Origin of the sequence: Streptomyces gossypii, from assembly GCF_025165795.1 — a bacterium.
GTDB lineage: Bacteria > Actinomycetota > Actinomycetes > Streptomycetales > Streptomycetaceae > Streptomyces > Streptomyces gossypii.
In genome coordinates, this window is record NZ_JAJAGO010000003.1 from 73,846 (window position 1) to 90,852 (window position 17,007).

General features: G+C 67.7%; 10 protein-coding genes and 2 pseudogenes. 11 read left to right on the forward strand and 1 reads right to left on the reverse strand.

What is annotated here, in order from left to right; all coding sequences use genetic code 11:
• The first annotated feature begins 178 nt into the window (after positions 1-178).
• The 9 genes and pseudogenes from LHJ74_RS06830 to LHJ74_RS06870 form a co-directional block, all read left to right on the forward strand.
• Complete coding sequence (locus tag LHJ74_RS06830) at positions 179-1,237, forward strand: ParB/RepB/Spo0J family partition protein (RefSeq protein ID WP_260216645.1); 1,059 nt, start codon at positions 179-181, stop codon at positions 1,235-1,237.
• 229 nt (positions 1,238-1,466) lie between these two features.
• Positions 1,467-2,432 (forward strand): annotated as a pseudogene (locus LHJ74_RS34365) (aminopeptidase P family protein).
• Between the two features lie 320 nt (positions 2,433-2,752).
• The gene (locus LHJ74_RS06840) at positions 2,753-3,046 is read left to right on the forward strand and encodes an Os1348 family NHLP clan protein (RefSeq protein WP_260216646.1); all 294 of its coding nucleotides are present in this window, start codon (positions 2,753-2,755) and stop codon (positions 3,044-3,046) included.
• Between the two features lie 605 nt (positions 3,047-3,651).
• A complete protein-coding gene (locus LHJ74_RS06845; protein WP_311203270.1) occupies positions 3,652-6,858 on the forward strand; it encodes a non-ribosomal peptide synthetase in 3,207 nt (1,068 codons plus the stop codon).
• A complete protein-coding gene (locus LHJ74_RS06850) occupies positions 6,855-9,896 on the forward strand; it encodes a non-ribosomal peptide synthetase (protein WP_260216648.1) in 3,042 nt (1,013 codons plus the stop codon). Before LHJ74_RS06845 ends, LHJ74_RS06850 begins: the two co-directional genes overlap by 4 nt.
• 80 nt (positions 9,897-9,976) lie before the next feature.
• Positions 9,977-11,212, forward strand: coding sequence for a harpin HrpZ family protein (locus LHJ74_RS06855; protein ID WP_260216649.1), 1,236 nt, complete (start codon positions 9,977-9,979; stop codon positions 11,210-11,212).
• Positions 11,202-12,440: an MFS transporter gene (locus LHJ74_RS06860; protein ID WP_260216650.1), complete on the forward strand. Its 1,239-nt coding sequence runs from the start codon at positions 11,202-11,204 to the stop codon at positions 12,438-12,440. The genes LHJ74_RS06855 and LHJ74_RS06860 overlap by 11 nt, the downstream gene beginning before the upstream one ends.
• A 511-nt stretch (positions 12,441-12,951) precedes the next feature.
• On the forward strand, positions 12,952-13,752 hold the full coding sequence (locus tag LHJ74_RS06865) for a hypothetical protein (protein WP_260216651.1): 801 nt from the start codon (positions 12,952-12,954) through the stop codon (positions 13,750-13,752).
• Positions 13,753-13,941: 189 nt separating this feature from the next.
• Positions 13,942-14,094: pseudogene (locus tag LHJ74_RS06870) on the forward strand (transposase); the annotation flags it as partial.
• A 74-nt stretch (positions 14,095-14,168) separates the two neighbouring features.
• On the opposite strand, the gene LHJ74_RS06875 reads toward LHJ74_RS06870, so the two are convergent.
• Positions 14,169-15,233 carry an AraC family transcriptional regulator gene (locus LHJ74_RS06875; RefSeq protein WP_260216652.1) on the reverse strand — a complete coding sequence of 355 codons (1,065 nt, stop codon included), beginning with the start codon at positions 15,231-15,233 and terminating at the stop codon, positions 14,169-14,171.
• Between the two features lie 147 nt (positions 15,234-15,380).
• Between LHJ74_RS06875 and LHJ74_RS06880 the strand changes: the two genes are divergently transcribed.
• Entirely contained in the window at positions 15,381-15,662 is a 282-nt protein-coding gene (locus tag LHJ74_RS06880) for a hypothetical protein (protein ID WP_260216653.1), read from the forward strand.
• Between the two features lie 3 nt (positions 15,663-15,665).
• Positions 15,666-16,538, forward strand: coding sequence for a polysaccharide deacetylase family protein (locus LHJ74_RS06885; RefSeq protein ID WP_260216654.1), 873 nt, complete (start codon positions 15,666-15,668; stop codon positions 16,536-16,538).
• Positions 16,539-17,007: the final 469 nt, after the last annotated feature.

Below are 17,007 nucleotides of genomic sequence, written 5' to 3' on the forward strand. Positions count from 1 at the left end.
CTGTGACGCGTCCTGAGGTGCGCGAACAACGCAACTACGCGAGCCAGGTGGAGACATGGCAGAGGAGACCAGAGGGGGAAGCCGACAACCGACGCAGGAGGAGCACGTAGCGCCATCAACGTGCCTTCCACAGGAATGGACCGGCGCGCGGACGCCGCGGGTTGAGAGGACAGGACGTTTGTTTGACGAAGCTCGGCAACCGATTCATACCGTACTGGTCGACAACCTGCTCCCCGCGGACTCGCCCCGCCTGGAAGGACTGAACGAAGAGCATCTGCGAGTGCTGGCCGACAGTGAGAGAGAGTTCGAGCCGATCCTGGTGCACAGGGAGTCAGGGCGCGTGGTCGACGGCATGCATCGGCTGCAGGCCTCGATCCTGCGCGGGAAGCGGAAGATCGCCGTCTGGTATGTCGACGGGGCGCCGGAGGAGACGTTCATCCGGTCCGTCCAGACCAACATCAACCACGGCCTCCCCCTGACCCTCCGGGATCGCAAGGCCGCTGTCGTACGCATTCTCGCCACCCATCCGCACTGGTCGGACCGGGCCATCGCGACCGTGGCCGGGGTCTCGCCGAAGACTGTCGGAGCGGCCCGGAGAAGGCTTTCGACTGAGGAATCTCCTCAGTCGAATCCGTCGGCCGGACGCACGGGCAGGGACGGCCGGGTGCGTCCGGACGACATGAGGGAACGGCGCGAGAGGGCCCTCGTGCTGCTGGCCCAGCAGCCGAGTGTGACCCTGCGCGAGGTGGCCCTGGAGGCCGGCGTCTCCGTCAGCACCGCACACCGCCTACGACACGAACTGCGGTCCCGTACCGCCGTCCCCGACCCCGAGGCGCAGCAGCCGGTTCCGCAGGCTGCCCACGGGTCTGGGGACTCCTCACCGCTGACTGAACTTGTCGTCGCGGCGACCCAGCGAGGTCTTGCCAATGTCCCGACCCGGCGGGAGATGTCCTCGACGCATGTCGCCGACATGCGGACACGGGCCTTAAAGAGCCTCTCCGACGATCCCTCGATCCGCTTTACGGACAGTGGTCGCGCCCTGCTGCGCTGGCTCAACGGCCAGGCCCGGTGGCTGGCCGACAGCGAGCAACTGATGGCGTCCGTACCGCCGCACTGTGTCCAGACACTCGCCGAGGTGGCGCATCACTACGCGAGAGCATGGGAGCAGTTCGCACTCGAGTTGCAGCAGTTGCAGCAGTTGGAGCGGACGAACGGCTCCCTGCGGGCGGTCCCGTGATCATCCCGGCGGGCAGCGGGCGGAGGCTTCGCACCGCCCGCTCCGCCTCTCCTCCCGCGAGCGGGCACAGACAAGCGCCGAACGCCCCGGTGCATTCGCTCGCTGAGAAGGTGCTCACATCCTTGCAGTTCAGAGGCGCCTCCTTCGATCTCGGCGGTAGATTGCCGGGCTCTGCTGAACACCCGAGGCCACCAGAGAAGAAAGGCCAATCGGCAGGAGGCGACCGCAGGTGACCAAGGGCCCCGCAATTGCGGCGGAGGCAGAACAGGCCGGGCAGCAGGACGCCGAGCGGCCCGGCGAGAAGCGCGGAAGTACGCGTCCCACGCGGCGGTTCTCCGACGAGGTTCTCGCCTCGATGAGGTCCGGTTGGGCGGAGGCCGAGCGCCGCGACCTCCAGCCGATCGAGCAGGCCCCGTACACCGCCCAGCGTCGCGCCGCGGTCTCCCCCCGCTTTCCCGGCGAGCGCCTCGTGGCCCCCGCGGCCGGCTCAAGGTCCGCTCCAACGACACCGACCATCCCTTCCGCCCGTACAGCGGGTACACGTACCTGACGGCAGATCAGAAAAAAGGGGCGCGGCCCTTGTGCTGGAGCCGCGGCAGGGCGCTGTGGGTGGCCACGACGCCGCCGTCTATCTGCTGCCCCGCTCCAACCGCGAGAAAGGCAAGTTCTGGCAGGACCCCCAAGGGGAGCTGTGGGTCGGCCGCCGCAACAGCCTCACCCTCCAACGCACCCTCTACAACGCTGTCCACGCCGTCAGGAGACTGGCATCGCCGCCGTCCGGCCGGGCGCCCGCTTCCGCGACTTCCGCGAAGCTGCGCAGCGGGCGCTCGTGGAGCACCTGGTGGCGTGGGATCTCGTCAAAGGTCCGGTGGAGCGCGTACCGGAGCCCGGCCTCCAGCGCCGCTGGACCCTGCACGGCACCGGTCACATGCTCGGCCTGGACGTGCACGACTGTATACAGGCACGCGCCGAGGCCTATGTGGAGGGCACGTTGGAGCCGGGGATGGTGCTGACCGTCGAGCCCGGCCTGTACTTCCAGCCGGACGACCTGACCGTGCCCGAGGAGTACCGCGGCATCGGCGTCCGGATCGAGGGCGACATCCTGGTCACCCCGGACGGCCGCCGCAACCTCTCTGCCGCCCTGCCGCGGACTTTCGCCGAGGTCGAGCATTGGATGGCCGCCCTGGCCGGCTGATGGTGATCGCGACTCTGACGGAGAGGCTGGTGGGCGACGCAGGACGCTGAGGCGGGATTCCGGCCTCAGCGGCATCGCCGTCATTGGCTTGGCCTGCCGTTTCCCCGATATCCGCGACCCTACGCACTCGACACGGCCTAAGGCACATCCGGTACCGCAGGCACATCAGGTATGTGTAATGTCCACCTGTCTGAAGAAAACTTCCCGGCTCTCTCATGTTCAGTGGGAACCGGCCCTGTTTGAAACAGGTGCTGTTGACGGCTCCCTGAGGACCGCCTTAGCTTTCATCGAAATCAGCTACCCAACGGAGGTGTTCAGGTATGGCACAAACTCTCCAGCTCACGCAGAATCCGATTGAGTCCGCAATGCGAGCGGGCATGTCCATCGACGCGATCATCGGGCGTCTCGCCTACGACGAGGAGTTCGCGAAGAACCTCGCGGAGGACCCGCGGACGACGATGGAAAAGGCGGGGCTGGCCTTCGAAAAGGAGAGCATGGACAGCCTGATGCTGGTCGACCCCAAGCGGTTCGACGCTGCCTGCGAGGCGCTCTTCAACCTCGTTGACGCCGAGTTCCTGTACAAGGTCGCCGCGCCTTCCTGTGACCCCTTCTAAGAGACAGAGCGGTCTTGTGCGCGGTAGGACCATGCGGCATTAGTCGCAGGGCCGCGTGATCTCTTGTAGCAGAAGAAATCACCGGCCATCGTGGCCTGGTGGCCGACTCGGGGTCGGCCGGCACGACGTGCACGAAAGTTCTGCGTGAGTTGCGCGTGCTTGGTCGCATCGAGGTGCGACGAGCCGGAGAGAGCGAACGGGTTGAAGGGGAACGGGCCAACCCTCCCGGTGCTCTCCAGTGATCCTTACGACCCGTGCATCACGTTCGACCTCGACCTGATGGTCGGGGAGACGGACCGGTCCCAGGAGGCGTTGTCAGCGCTCCGGGCAGCGGTCAACACGGCCAGCCGGTGGGTCAGGCTCGCTCCCGGAGACCTTCTGATCGTGAACAACCGCCAGGCGGTCCAGCCGCGTTCAGAGTTCCCCGCGGAATTCGACGGCATGGACCGCTGGCTACAACGCGTCGGCGCCGTCTGCGATCTCGTTCCTTCCGCCGCTGACCGGCGTGGGGGGCCGCGTGGGCGACACCCGTTTCGCTGTTTGAGTCCTCCCGGCCTCGGGGCCGGAGAATTCCGCCTCGCTTCTGACAGATCGGATGGCCACAGATGCCCGCATCACTGATCCAACGGTTTGAACATTTCGCCGCGGCGACGCCTGACGCGGTGGCCCTGGTGTTCCGTGAAACGACCCTGACCTACGGCGAACTGGACGCTCTGGCGTGCGCCTACAGCAAACGGCTGGCGGCGATGGGCGTCCGCCCCGGGGACCTGGTGGGAGTGCTCGCCGACCCTGGTTCCGAGATGGTCGCCGCGCTGCTGGGCATCCTCAAGAGCCGGGCCGGCTATCTGCCCCTGGACCCCGAGTACCCGCCTCATCGGCTGAGCTACCTGATCGAGGACGCGGACGCGTCCGCGCTCATCGTCCAGTCGCGGTTCGCGGACCGTATCCCCGAGGCAGCGCCCGCGGTGCTGCCGCTGGAGGGAGTCGAGCTGGAGCGGTCGCCCACCACTCGTGGGGGAAAGCCGGAAGAACGCGGTGCGGACGACCTGCTCTACGTCATCTACACCTCAGGCTCCACGGGGCGCCCCAAGGGCGTGCGCGTAGAGAGTTCCAGCGTGGCCAATCTGCTGGATGCGGCGGGAGACTTCTACAAGCTGACGCCGGACGATGTGACGCTGTTCAGCTACTCCTTCACCTTCGACGCGGCCGTACTCCAGATCTTTGCTCCACTGGCCTACGGAGCCCGTCTCGTGGTGGCGGGTGCGGAGGAACGCCGTGATGTCGGCCGGCTGGCCCAGCTGGCGGACCAGCACGGGACGACGGTGTGGGACATGGTGCCCGCCATGCTGGCCCAACTCGTCGAACTGCCAGACCTGTCGGACCGCTGTGGCTCGCTGCGACTCGTCGTCGCCGGCGCGGACGTACTGCCGCCTGCCCTGGCGGAGCAGTTCCGCAAGGCACTGCCCTCCTGCGCACTACAGAATCACTACGGCCCGACCGAGGGAACGGTGACGACGACGGTCTGGTCGTGCGGCTCCGGCGAGGACTCCGCGTCGGTGCCCATCGGATTCCCGATCAGAGGGGTATCGGTGCACCTCCTCGATCCGGACGGTGCGCCGGTGCCGGACGGGGAGCTCGGGGAGATCTGGATCGGCGGCGACGGCCTGGCGGCCGGCTACCACAACCGCCCCGAACTCACCGCGGAGCGCTTCGTCGCCGACTTGTCGACGGCTGGAGGGCGGCGGTACCGGACGGGGGACCTGGGGAGGTTCCGGGCCGACGGGGCGCTGGAGTTCCACGGCCGGGCGGACCGGCAGCTGGCCGTTCGGGGGTTCCGCGTCGAGCCTGGTGAGATCGAGTCCGCGCTCTGCGCCGACCCCAGCGTGCAGTCCGCCGCCGTGACGGTCCGGTCGAGCGCCCAAGACGCCGTACTGGTGGCGTACGTCAGCCCTGCAGCCGGCCACCGGATCGACGTGCCCCAGCTCCGTGAACGCGTTGCGGAGACGCTGCCGGAGTACATGAGGCCGAACCTCTTCGTCGCCATGGACAAGCTGCCGTACGGGGTCAGCGGCAAGGTCAACTACCAGGCTCTGCCGGAACCGCCATCCGGGCGTCCCGAGCTGTCAGCCCCCTACGTACCGCCGGCCGGTGTTCAGGAGCAGGCGGTAGCGGCGATCGTGGTGCGCGTCCTGAAGGTCGAGCAGGTCGGCCGTCAGGACAACTTCATTGAGCTGGGGGCGCATTCGCTCCTCATGACGAGGGTCGCCACCCAACTCCGCGAGGAGTTCCAGGTCGAAGTCCCGGTCAGCGTGGTCTTCGAACAGCCCACCGTGGCAGGACTGGCCCACTGGCTGAGCACGGAAGGCGAGTCGTCGGGCCCCGCTGTCCCGGGTCCCGTTCCGGTCGACCGGGTGGGCCCCGTACCGCTGTCGCTCGCCCAGGAACAGGTGTGGTGTCTGGGCAAGTTGGCGCCCGAGAGCATCGCCTACTCGACTCAGGCCTACCTCGACATCCGCGGGTCGCTGTCCGTCAGCCTGCTGGAAGACGCGCTGAGCGAGGTCGTCCGCCGTCATGAGGTGCTGAGGACGGCCTTCGTCGAACGGGACGGGAAACCGCAGCAGGTCGTACGGGAGCCGTTCCGGATGCGCGTCCAGGTGGAGGACCTCAGCGGCGAGCCCGAGGAGATCAGGGAGATCCTGGCAACCGATCGCATGGAGGAGATCATCTCGCGGCCCTTCGATGTCGGCCGCCCTCCCCTGTTCCGATGGATGCTCTTCAAGCTCGCGTCCGACCGCCATCAGCTGCTTCTGGTGGAGCATCACTTCATCCACGACGGCTGGTCGTTCGGCATTCTGATGGAGGAACTTCAGGAGTGCTACCGCGCCTTCTCCGCCGGTGACGAGCCGAACCTCACGGAACTGCCCATCCAGTTCGCGGACTACGCGGTGTGGCAGCGTGACTGGCTGAACACCGATGCCGCGCAACAGCAACTCGACTTTTGGCAGCAGAAGTTGGCGGGGGCGGAGAGCCTGCTACCGCTGCCGACCGATCGGCCCAGACCCGCGGTGCAGAGTCATCACGGTGACGCCGTCGTGGTTTCACTGCCGCGTGACGTCTACGGGCGGCTTCGGCAACTGGCCGGCGTCTCGGGTGACACCGGCTACATGGTGATGACCTCGGTCTTCACGATGCTGATGCACCAGTACACCGGCAAGGAAGATGTCGTCGTCGCCATTTCCCTGGCGAACCGGCGGTACGAGGCCACCGAGCACCTGATCGGCATGCTGATCAACGGCGGCCTGCTACGGGCGGACCTGACGGGTGATCCGACCTTCGACGAACTGCGGAAGCGCGTCGCCGCTGCGGCGCTCGAGATCTACCGGAACCAGGACTATCCGTTCTCGAAGCTGGTCGAGCACCTCAATCCGGAACGGAGTCTGTCCTACAACCCCCTTTACCAGGTGGCGTTCTCCTATCACGACGCTCGGGTCCCGCGAATGTCCCTCGGCGATGCGCAGGTCGACATCAACTACACGCAGAACTACAGCGCCAAACACGATCTGGACGTGATCGTTATTCCCCGAGGTGAGCAGTTGGCCGCCGACGGTGAGGGTGATGTGGCAGAGGGCGTGACCATGGAATGGATCTACTCCACCGACCTTTTCGACCGGTCCACCATCGTGCGGATGGCCGATGAATTCGTAGAGCTCTGCCGACGCGTCGGAACGGCGCCGGATCAGAAAATCTCCCAGCTGGCGCCGGCTGTAGAACCGGCCGCTCAGCCTGCATGGAATGAGGAGCAGACCCGATGAACGCTTTCGACCTGAGCCCGTCCGACTCGGTACTGGCGCTCTTTGAGACATACGTCGAGAAATCCCCGGATGCCCCGGCCGTGGAGTTCGCGACGGAGCTGCTCACCTACCAGGAGCTGAACTCGTGGGCCTCGGCCCTCGCGGGGCAGCTGAGTGAGGCCGGCGCGGGGCCGGGGAAGGCGATAGCGATCGCGGCGTGGCCGAGTCTGGAGATGGTGGCCGCCACCATCGGTGTGCTGAAGACCGGCGCGGCATACGTGCCTCTCGATCCCGGATATCCGCGTGAGCGGCTCACGTACCTGGTGTCGGACTCGGGCGCCGAACGCGTCCTGGCGCCCGAGTACCTGGCCGACGACCTCGGCTACCTCCCGGTCCCGGTGCTGGCGATGCCCGACCGTGGTACGACCGCGGAGCAGCCCACACCCCCCGCCGCTCAGACGCGCACCAGTCCTGGGCTGGCCGACCCCGCCTACATCGTGTACACCTCCGGGACCACGGGTCAGCCCAAGGGTGTGGAGGTCGCACACGTGAGCCTGGCGAACACCCTGAGCGTCATCCGCGAGCACAGCGACTACCAGCCCACCGACGTTGCCCTGCTGAAGTACGCCTTCAACTTCGACTCGTCGGTCATCGAGATGTTCGCCCCGCTCACCAGCGGTGCACGGCTGGTGATCGCCGCGGAGGACGAGCGGAAGGACCCCGTCCGCCTGGTGGACCTGATACGTCAGCACTCCGTCACTGTCATCGACTCGGTCCCGCTGCTCCTGGACCAGATTCTCGAGGTGCCCGGCGTGGGCCAGGCGTGTGGTTCGCTGCGCCTGGTGGTCTCCGGCGGCGACGTACTGGGCCCCGAGGTGGTGTCCAGGTTCTTCCAGACACTGCCGACAGCGGAACTTCGGAACCACTACGGCCCGACCGAGACCACCAACGACTCGACCATCTGGCGCTGTGACCGCGACAACCCGGAGGAGACGGTGCCCATCGGCTTCCCGGTCCGGAACACGTTCGTGTACCTGCTCGACGAGCAGCGGCGACCGGTGCCCACCGGCACTGTCGGGGAGATCTACATCGGCGGAGCCGGAATCGCGCGAGGCTACCGCAACCAGCCCGAACTGACGGCAGAGCGCTTTCTGCCGGATCCGTTCACCGCCGCCTCGCCCCGGATGTATCGGACCGGTGACCTCGGGGTGTGCCGCGAGGACGGAGCTCTGCTGTTTCAGGGGCGCGCAGACCGCCAGCTCAGCATGCGGGGCTTCCGGGTGGAGCCCGAGGAGATCGAGGCCGCCCTGGTGAACCACCCGACGGTCCGGCGTGCCGCGGTGACCGCGGACGCCTCCTCGGCGACACAGCGCCTGGTCGCCTATGTCGCGCCCGCATCTCCCGAGGACCTGCCGTCAGGCGCGACGCTCCGCGCTCATCTGGAATCCGTCCTGCCCAGCCACATGGTCCCGACGCACTACGTGGTCCTGGGCGACCTCCCGCTCAACGCGAACGGCAAGATCGACCACGCGGCGCTTCCCGCGCCCGGCGACGAGCGCCCGGAGCTCGGAGTCCCCATGATTCCGCCCTCGACACCGGATCAGCGCCGTCTCGCGGACATCTGGCAGTCCGTGCTGAACGTCAGCCCGATCGGACTACGGGACAACTTCTTCGCGCTCGGCGGCCATTCCGTGCTGGCCATCGCGGCCGTCAGTCAGATCCGTACGGAGCTCGGGGTCGATCTGCCGCTGTCGGCGATCTTCCAGAACCCCACCGTGGAGGCGGTGGCCGAGTCCGTCGAGCGCGAACGCTCCGGTGGCGGAGACCAGGAGAACACCGCCGAGTTGCACCGGACGCTACGGCGTGACGCCGAGGTGAACCTCCCAAAGGTGTCGCCAACCGAGGCGGACCTGGCCCGGGTGACGTCCCCCGGCCACGTCCTGATCACCGGTGCCACCGATTTCCTCGGGGCCCATCTGCTGGGGGAGTTGCTCCGGGCGGCAGACGCCAGGATCACCTGCCTTGTCCACGGCGAGGAGAAGCGAGCACGTACCCGACTGCGGGCCGCCCTGCACGTCCACGGTGTGGAGCCGACCGGACTCGACGACGTCACGGTGCTCGCGGCTGACTTGCGGCTGCCCGCCCTCGGTCTGCCGGAGACGACCTTCGCCGAGCTCGCCGAGAGCGTCGACGCGGTCTTCCACACGGGATGCGTGGAGAATCTCGCCCGCCCCTACAGCGCCCTCAGGGCTGCCAACGTATCGGCGACCAGCGAGGTCATCCGCTTGGCGACAATGGGCGCGGTCAAGGCCGTCCACTACTCGTCGACCGTTTCGGTGATGCCGTGGAAGTCCGCGCGCCCCGGGCAGCCGGGAGGGTCTGGGCGGACGTGGCCCGAGCGGCCCGTCCCCACGCCGGATGGTCTGACGTACGGCTTCGCCCAGTCCAAGTGGGTGGCCGAGCAGCTGATCCACTCCGCGCAGCGAGCCGGGATACCCGCCACGGTCATGCGACTCGGGCGGATCGTCGGCAGCACCGTCAGCGGTCGCTGGCCGAGGGAGGACCTGGCTCGCCGACTGCTGATCGGGGCAGCGGCAGCAGGTGCGCTGCCGCAGCGTGAGGTGGCGGAGCCCTGGATCTCGGTCGAGTACGCGACGGCGGCCGTCCGGGCCATCGCCGCGAGGCCCGACTCGTTCGGTGAAGTCTTCCACGTCACGGACGGCACCATGGTCGATTCGCACCTGCTCGCGCGCTGGCTTCGGGAGAGCGGCTTCACCACAAGGGTCCTGCCGATCGGCGAATGGTCCGAGGAAGTCGCCAAGAACCCCGAGAATCCTGCCTATTCACTGCTGGGAGTGCTCGCCGAAGCCGAACAGGAGTCGTCGGGTACGGGCGGGGCGGATGCGAACCCCTTCGGTGACGCCCACACCCGAGCTGCGTTCGCGGACCGGCCCGGGCCCTGGGCGATCACCGGTGACCTGGTGCTCCGTCTGCTCACGGACGCCACGGCCTCGGGAGAGATCGCGCAGCCGCCCACCGCGCCCGCACAGGGAGCCTGAAGGCGGCACGGACCACATCCCCCAGCACAGCCAGAACCCCGAATCCACAACCCGGAACAGCAGTGAGAGAAGGAAACGTGGTGGACCCCACCAGCCCGGCGCGCGTCATCGGCGCGGCCTGGACCGAAGCACGCGTACGGGAGTTCTGCTCCACGTACGCCGGCCCGAAGGTCATACCGTTCGCCGAGAGCGTCCCGCTCCGCTATGACCTGACGGAGGTCCGCAAGGCAGTGCCGCGGATCCTCCAGGCGCAGCGGGTGATTCTGAAGCACCTCCTGTCCCGGATGGCGCCTGCCGAAGTGCTCGGACTCCTCGGCGTCCCAGCGGAGTTGGCGCCATGGATACCGATCTTCGCGGACCCCGACGGCGCCGAGCTGCCGACCTTGCGCGTCGACCTCATTCCGTCCCCGGACGGCTCGGCCTGGATGTGCGAGCTGAACGTCGATTCCAGTATCGGAGGCGCCGAGACGGCGCAGTTCCGGCGCTTCGAGGAGATCTCGACGGGCGGTGTGATCCACTCCACGCCGTTCGAGGACCTGTCCGCCCTCCTGGCCCGCATCATGCGGGACCGCGGGCTGACCGAGATCTGTCTCCTGGACTGGAGCTACTGGGACGACTACGGCTCGTACAACTTCGAGTGGATGATCAAGTCGCTGGAGTACTGCCTTCCGGCCGGGACCCGGGTGTTCTACGCGACCGAGAAGGTGGACCTGGACCTGATCGGCGGTCAGACGCTGGTCTACCGGTGCTTCATGAGCGAGGACGCCCTGCTCGACCTGGACTTCGTCGCCGCTGTCTTCGACCGGGCCGGCCATGTGCTGGGCGACTTCTCCGGAGAGGTGATGGGCAGCAAGGTCTGGATGGCGTTGCTGCACGATGCCGAATACCGCGCGCTGCTCGACAAACCACTCCTCGAGGCCGTAGACCGGACCATTCCGGAGACCTGCCTCGTGAGCGAGGCGAACGTCGACGAGGTGCTGGCGGAGAAGGAAGCGTTCTTCTTCAAGACGGCGACGGACTTCGGCGGAGCGGGGACCATGGACGGCGGGGAGGTCGACCGGGCGGACATCCGGGAAAAGATCGTCTACGGAGAGAAGCGATGGGTGGCCCAACGACTCGTCCCTCCGGCCGAGTTCGATGTCCGTCTGGTCGGCGAGTCCGAGGCCCGTTCCCGGGAGAGCATCCTCGGCCTGTACCTCTACGGGGGCAGGTGGTCAGGTGTCCTCGTGCGGAGCCGCTCGGACTCGACAGTGATCAATCTGGCCAAGGGCGCGGCGATCGGCTGGGGGTACGAGGTGTCCGCTGATGAGGGGTGAACTCCGCCGGCTCCTGGTGATCGACGGCATCGTGAGCCTGATGGGGTTCGCCTACTACACAGTCTTCATCGCGGCCATGTTCGAGCTGACCGGGCGCACCGCCGATGTCGGGATCATCGCCGCCGCGACGGTGTTGCCCTCCCTGCTGATCGTGCTGACGGCCGGGAGGTTCATGGCGCGGTTCTCCGCCCGGAGGACGGTGTCGATGTTCACCGTCGCGCGGGTCGTGGCGTTCGTCGTGGCCGTCTTCGTACCGGAGACCATGGCCAGCCTGCTGGTGATCACCGCGCTGAACAGCCTGATTCAGCAGGCCGTACGGGGCGCGAAGCGGACACTTGACGCCGAGCGCCTCCAGCCGGAGGAGCGCCGACCGTACAACGCGAAAAGGACGATGCTGGGAAACCTCGTCCTGATCGCCGGACCGGCACTCGGCGGCTTGGGCATCACGATGCTGGGTCTGACCTGGTGCCTGATCATCGGCGCGGTCGCGAACGTGGTCATCGTGATCGCGATGAGCTCGCTGTCGAGCCGGGACGAGGAGGTGAAGGCGACTGCCGACAGCGGTGCCTCGGCGTCAGCGACCGCTTCGCTGCATCACCTTCGCACCGTTCCGGTCGTGCTCTCCATGATCGCGATGTATTGCCTCGTCGTCGTGATCCTGGAAGTCGAATCGCCGCTGATGTTCCCCTTCGTCAAGGAGGTCTACCAACTTGACGGCCAGTTCGTCGGCACCCTGCTGGGGCTCGGCGGGCTCGGCGGAATCGTCGGCGCGTACCTGGCCAAGCGGTACCCGAAGGTCTTCACCGAGTCGTCCCTGTCGCTGATGATCGTCTTCGACGGGATCGTCTTCCTGACCTTCACGCAGGTGCACGACATGTACGTGGCCTGTGCGTTGTTCACCTTGATGGGGATGATGGGCGCGGTCGCCGTGGTCCTCATCGAGGAAGCCGTCCAGGAACACGTCCATGCTGTTCACCGGCCCTTCGTGTTCTCGGTCATGCAGTTCGCGGCCGGAGCCGGCGGCGCGACCCTGGGGATCCTGGCGGCGGTCATCGCCGGATCGGTCGGTTCGAAGCTCGTACTCGCCTGGTGTGGCGGGGCGGAGATCGTCATGGGCCTGGCCTGCGCGCTCATCTGGTGGGCGGCGCGAGCTCGTGCCCGGACTCGCGAACCGGTCACCCTCCACTCGACAGACAAGGACCCTGAACCGGTCACCAGAACGGAATGACCAGCCGCGCCCGATCCGAAGGTGCGCTAGTTTCCTGCACCAATTGTTGATCGTTAGTTGTTCTGTGACTTCTACGGGACCTCGCCCAAGGCTGGGTGATCAACGTTTTCACAGGTCACGCAAGGGAGTTGAAGGATCCTCGACGCAGAGCAACGGAGCTCGTTGGTACAGGCAGTCGACCAAGACAGCTTGTCCCGAAGGAGCTCCGTTGCCCCGTCATTGTGTCCTGTCGCCTCGCTGGCGGCCGTCACCCGTACGGTCACGGTGGCCGCGGGCCGGTTCGCTCCCGGGCATCTGGGGGAGCTGACCGCGGTCGTGCCGTTCGAGCTTGTGGACGCGGTCCTTGCGGAGACGACGACCGTGCGGCGGCGGCTGCGTGATTCCGTCGCGGGTCGGGGTCTACTTCCTGCTGGCGATGTGTTTGTTTCCCGAGGTTGGCTATCGCCTCGTCTGGGACAAGCTGACCGCGGGTCCGGGATACCGGTGGTCTGTCCATCGGCGAAGGCATTGCGTGGCCTGCGCCGACGGCTCCTACCTGTCGGTGATAGGCACCGTGAAAGTGCGGGTCATCGACGCACAGATCGCCGTAACCTGCGGTGACGGCAGGTCCTTCACCGACTCCTACCGGCTGGTCACCGCCCTGACCGACGCCCACCGTTACCCGGCCACCGTGCTGGTGGGTCTCTATCACGAGCGGTGGGAACACGAATCGGCGTACTACGCGCTCCGCCACACGATCATGAACGGGCGCGACCTGCGCTCCGGGGACCCGGCAGGCATCGAGCAGGAGATGTGGTCCCTGCTCTCGCTCTACCAGGCCCAGCGCACCGTGATGGTCGAGGCCGCCGAGTCCCTCCCCGGCACCGACCCGGACCGCTGCTGTTTCAGCATCGCGCTCCACACCGCCCGCGACCAGGTGATCCAGGCCACCGGCATCGCCACCACGGACACCGACACGCTCCTCGGGACGATCGGCCGTCGGATCCTGACCGGCCTGCTCCCGCCCCGCCGGCAACGGGTCAGCACCCGCAAGGTCAAGTCAGCGATGTCCGCTACAGCGAGCGACGCGACGACGGCCACCCCGACACCAGTCGTACCGTTACCCGCCTCGACGTCACCGTCCTCGAACCCGCAGATCAGTCGCCCGCGCCGCCCAGGGTCTCCCGGGACGACCGGCCTGCCGCCCCTGCCGCACGGCGCCGACATCGCATCCTGGCCCTGCTCCAGGAAGACCCCACGCGTCTCTGGCGACCCCGCGAAATCACCGCCCACTTCGGCGACATCACCCTGGAGACCATGTGCAGACAACTGAATCGGTGGGCCGCAAGCGGCCTCATCCACAAGCTCGGCCCCGGCCTCAGTGCCGCAACACCGTGGGCTCCAGCCTCACTTGCGTGACCTGCGAAAGCGTCAACTACCCGGCCTTGGGCGTTAACCCCGGATGTTGGACACCAGAGACACTTGGATCTTGATGTCCGGGTGGATACGGAGTCCCGCACAGATGGCTATGAAGCACTATCCCGCCGAGTTCAAAGCGGACGCGGTCGCGTTGTACCGATCGCGGCCGGGAGCGACTATCAAGTCGGTCGCCGAGGACCTCGGAGTGCGCACCGAGACGCTGCGCAACTGGATCCGGGCCGACCGACGGACGACGCTCCGGTGCTCACTCCACGACGCGTACGACGTAGTCCGCACGTCCAAGATCCTCGGTGCTGCCGCGACGGTGACCTATGAGTGGGGCGCTGTGGACAGACCCTCCCGCGGCGTCGGATCTGGACGATCGCGACGCAGGTTGGCGGGGCCGTGGCCGTACCAGCGGTGGATGGCGCGGCGCAGGGAACGCGGGTCGGCGTAGCCGACGCGGGCCGCGATCGACTCCAGCGTCAGCGTCGTCTTGAGCAGTTGCTCCACGCGTCGCTGCCGGGCGCGCTCCAGCTCCGCGCGCCAGCTGGTGCCCTCCTCGTGGAGTCGGCGCTGCACCGTACGGGGCGACATGCCCAGTTCGTGCGCGACGCGGGCGAGGTCGGGTGCACCGCGGGTCAGGCTCAGGCCGACCTCACCTCGGAAGCGGTCGAGCCACGACAGCACGGCACGGGAGGCGGCCAGCGTGGTGCGCGCGTGGTCGCGCAGGATCGCCGCCAGTACGGGGTCTGCTCGCGGCAGTGGCCGGTCCGCGTCGGCGGCGGAGAAGGTGACGGACGGCACGTCGGCGCAGAACTCGACGCTGCGGGTGCCGTACGCCTCAGCCAGGTCGCCGTGCCGGTTCGGCGCCGGGCCCGGCAGGGTCACCCGGACCGGGGTCAGCGGCCGGCCGGCGCCCGAGACCGCCGCCGTGAGGATCATGCCGACGGCGAACTCGGCGATGATCGGGAACACCGGGTGGTCCGCGAATTGGCAGTGGAAGCTGACGGTGAGGCTGGCGCCGTCCCGCACCGGCGTGAACGACTCCGCCGGATCGGTGATCGTTGCCGCGTGGCTGTTGCCGTGCTCGAATGCCTCGGCGAGGGTGCCGGCGCTGGTGAACAGGTAGTCCCAGACACCGAGCGAGCCGGGGCGCCACAGCCGCCAGGGCAGCGAGCCGCCGCCGAGGTCGCGCAGCTCCGCCGACCACTCCTCCCATATCCGTACGAGGGAGGCCGAGGGCAGTCGTACGGCGTTGTCCTGAAGGCTTGCCAGCCCAGCCACGCCCGCCAGCCGATTTCGGTCGAGCCCCGCCGCCTGCCCCGCACGCAGCACCAGCCGCGTCACGTGCGGGGGAACGGTCCCGGTCGGAACCTGACCGGATGCGGACACGCCACGAATGTAAGGCAGGCCCCCGACCGGCACAACGTCGTGCCCCGCCGAGCGCTCCGGTACGGGGGCCAGGTGTGGCGCGTACGGTCCCTCTGGCGGCGCGTTCGGCCCTCCCGCACGTCTTGCCGGCGGACATAGATTCCCGGCATGGACATTCGAGACCAGCGAGATACGGCCACCAACGCTGGACCGCGGCAGCGGCTGGGTCTGGCGGTTCTCCTTGAGCCGACGATGCTGACGCCCGACGTTTACCCCGAGAGGACCCGCCGCGGTCCCACACGGCTCGCCGACGGCACGTTGCACGCCGAACACACCGTCGTGGACGGGCTGGAGAACGCGCCGCCCGTCCTCACCGGCGTCCTCGGCGCCAACTCCGGCAAGATGCCTGTCCGCCTCACCACGGCGGGCGCAATGAGAGAGGAAGCGTAAGCGATGGAGAACTCACTCTACGACTACAGCCCGATCACCGAGCGCGAACCGCTGTACTGGCCGGGCGGCGCCCGCGTCGCGTTCTATGTGGGCCTGAACGTCGAACACTTCCACCTCGGCACCCCGTCCACGAGCCTGAACGAAGCCACTGCCGCGCTGGTGCCGGACCCACTGAACCACGGCTGGCGCGACTACGGCCCGCGGGTGGGCATCTGGCGGGTCATGCAGACCCTGGACCGGCACGGCGTACGCGCCAGCGTGCTGCTCAACTCCGACGTCTGTCACCACTATCCGCAGATCATCCGGGCCGGCCGGGAACGGGACTGGGCGTGGCTCGCCCACGGCCGCACCAACTCGGTGCTGCCCGCAGGCACTTCGGAGGAGGAGGAGCGCGCCGAGCTGGCCGACATCGTCGCCACCATCGAGAAGTCCACGGGCACGCGCCCGCGCGGCTGGCTGGGGCCCGCGCTCAACGAGACCTTTCGGACGCCGGCACTCCTCGCCGAACTGGGCCTGAATTACGTGCTCGACTGGACCAGCGACGACCAGCCGTACCGGCTGAATGTCCCCGGCATGCTGAGTGTCCCGTACTCGGTGGAGCTCAACGACCTCGGTCTCTTCACGATGCACGGCATGACGGGGCCCGCGTTCGTGCAGACGGTGAAGGACCAGTTCGACCAGCTGTACGCGGACTCGGCGGAGTCCGGCAGGGTGATGGCTCTGGCGCTGCACCCCTTCGTGATCGGCCAGCCCTTCCGTGCCCCGTACCTGGACCAGGCGCTCGCGTACATCACCGGGCACCCGGACGTCTGGGTGACCACAAGCGACGAGATCGCCGCTCACTACGCACGCACGACCGGCGGCGACCAGGCGTGACGACGGAGCAGTGCTGAGACCGTGTCCCAGGTGAGCGGGGTGGGGCACGGTCTCAGGCGAAGACACCCTGCACTGCGCTGCTCTCGCCCGCGCGAGCGGATTCCGCGCGGTGATCACAGTGGCAACGGCGCTGGGTGCCGCCAGGGCCAGAGCGGCCCGCGTCCAACCCCGGTTCGTGGACGCGGAGGCACGCCATCCATGAATGGCCGGACAACCAGAAGCCCCCGGGCCGCTGGCCTGGGGGTTCGTGGTGGAGCGGGCGACGAGAACCGAACTCGCGCCACAAGCTTGGGAATCACTGGCGCTCACGGGGTGAAAGTGGCTGCTGAGCTGCGAAGATTCACTGATGCGGAGTGCAAGGCAGGCCCTTGGCCGCGCCCTTGTTGACCGCTGTTGACCGGTCCGAGGGGCACGGATGGGGCACGGCGGCGCCCAGACGGCTCGAACAGTGCAACATGCTGTGATGGCT

What these genes read in the sequence shown, in the direction of transcription:
- LHJ74_RS06850 (WP_260216648.1), top strand. Translation starts at nt 6,855, where the DNA reads ATGAACGCTTTCGACCTGAGCCCGTCCGACTCGGTACTGGCGCTCTTT.
- LHJ74_RS06860 (WP_260216650.1), top strand. Translation starts at nt 11,202, where the DNA reads ATGAGGGGTGAACTCCGCCGGCTCCTGGTGATCGACGGCATCGTGAGC.
- LHJ74_RS06885 (WP_260216654.1), top strand. Translation starts at nt 15,666, where the DNA reads ATGGAGAACTCACTCTACGACTACAGCCCGATCACCGAGCGCGAACCG.
- LHJ74_RS06840 (WP_260216646.1), top strand. Translation starts at nt 2,753, where the DNA reads ATGGCACAAACTCTCCAGCTCACGCAGAATCCGATTGAGTCCGCAATG.
- LHJ74_RS06880 (WP_260216653.1), top strand. Translation starts at nt 15,381, where the DNA reads ATGGACATTCGAGACCAGCGAGATACGGCCACCAACGCTGGACCGCGG.
- LHJ74_RS06845 (WP_311203270.1), top strand. Translation starts at nt 3,652, where the DNA reads ATGCCCGCATCACTGATCCAACGGTTTGAACATTTCGCCGCGGCGACG.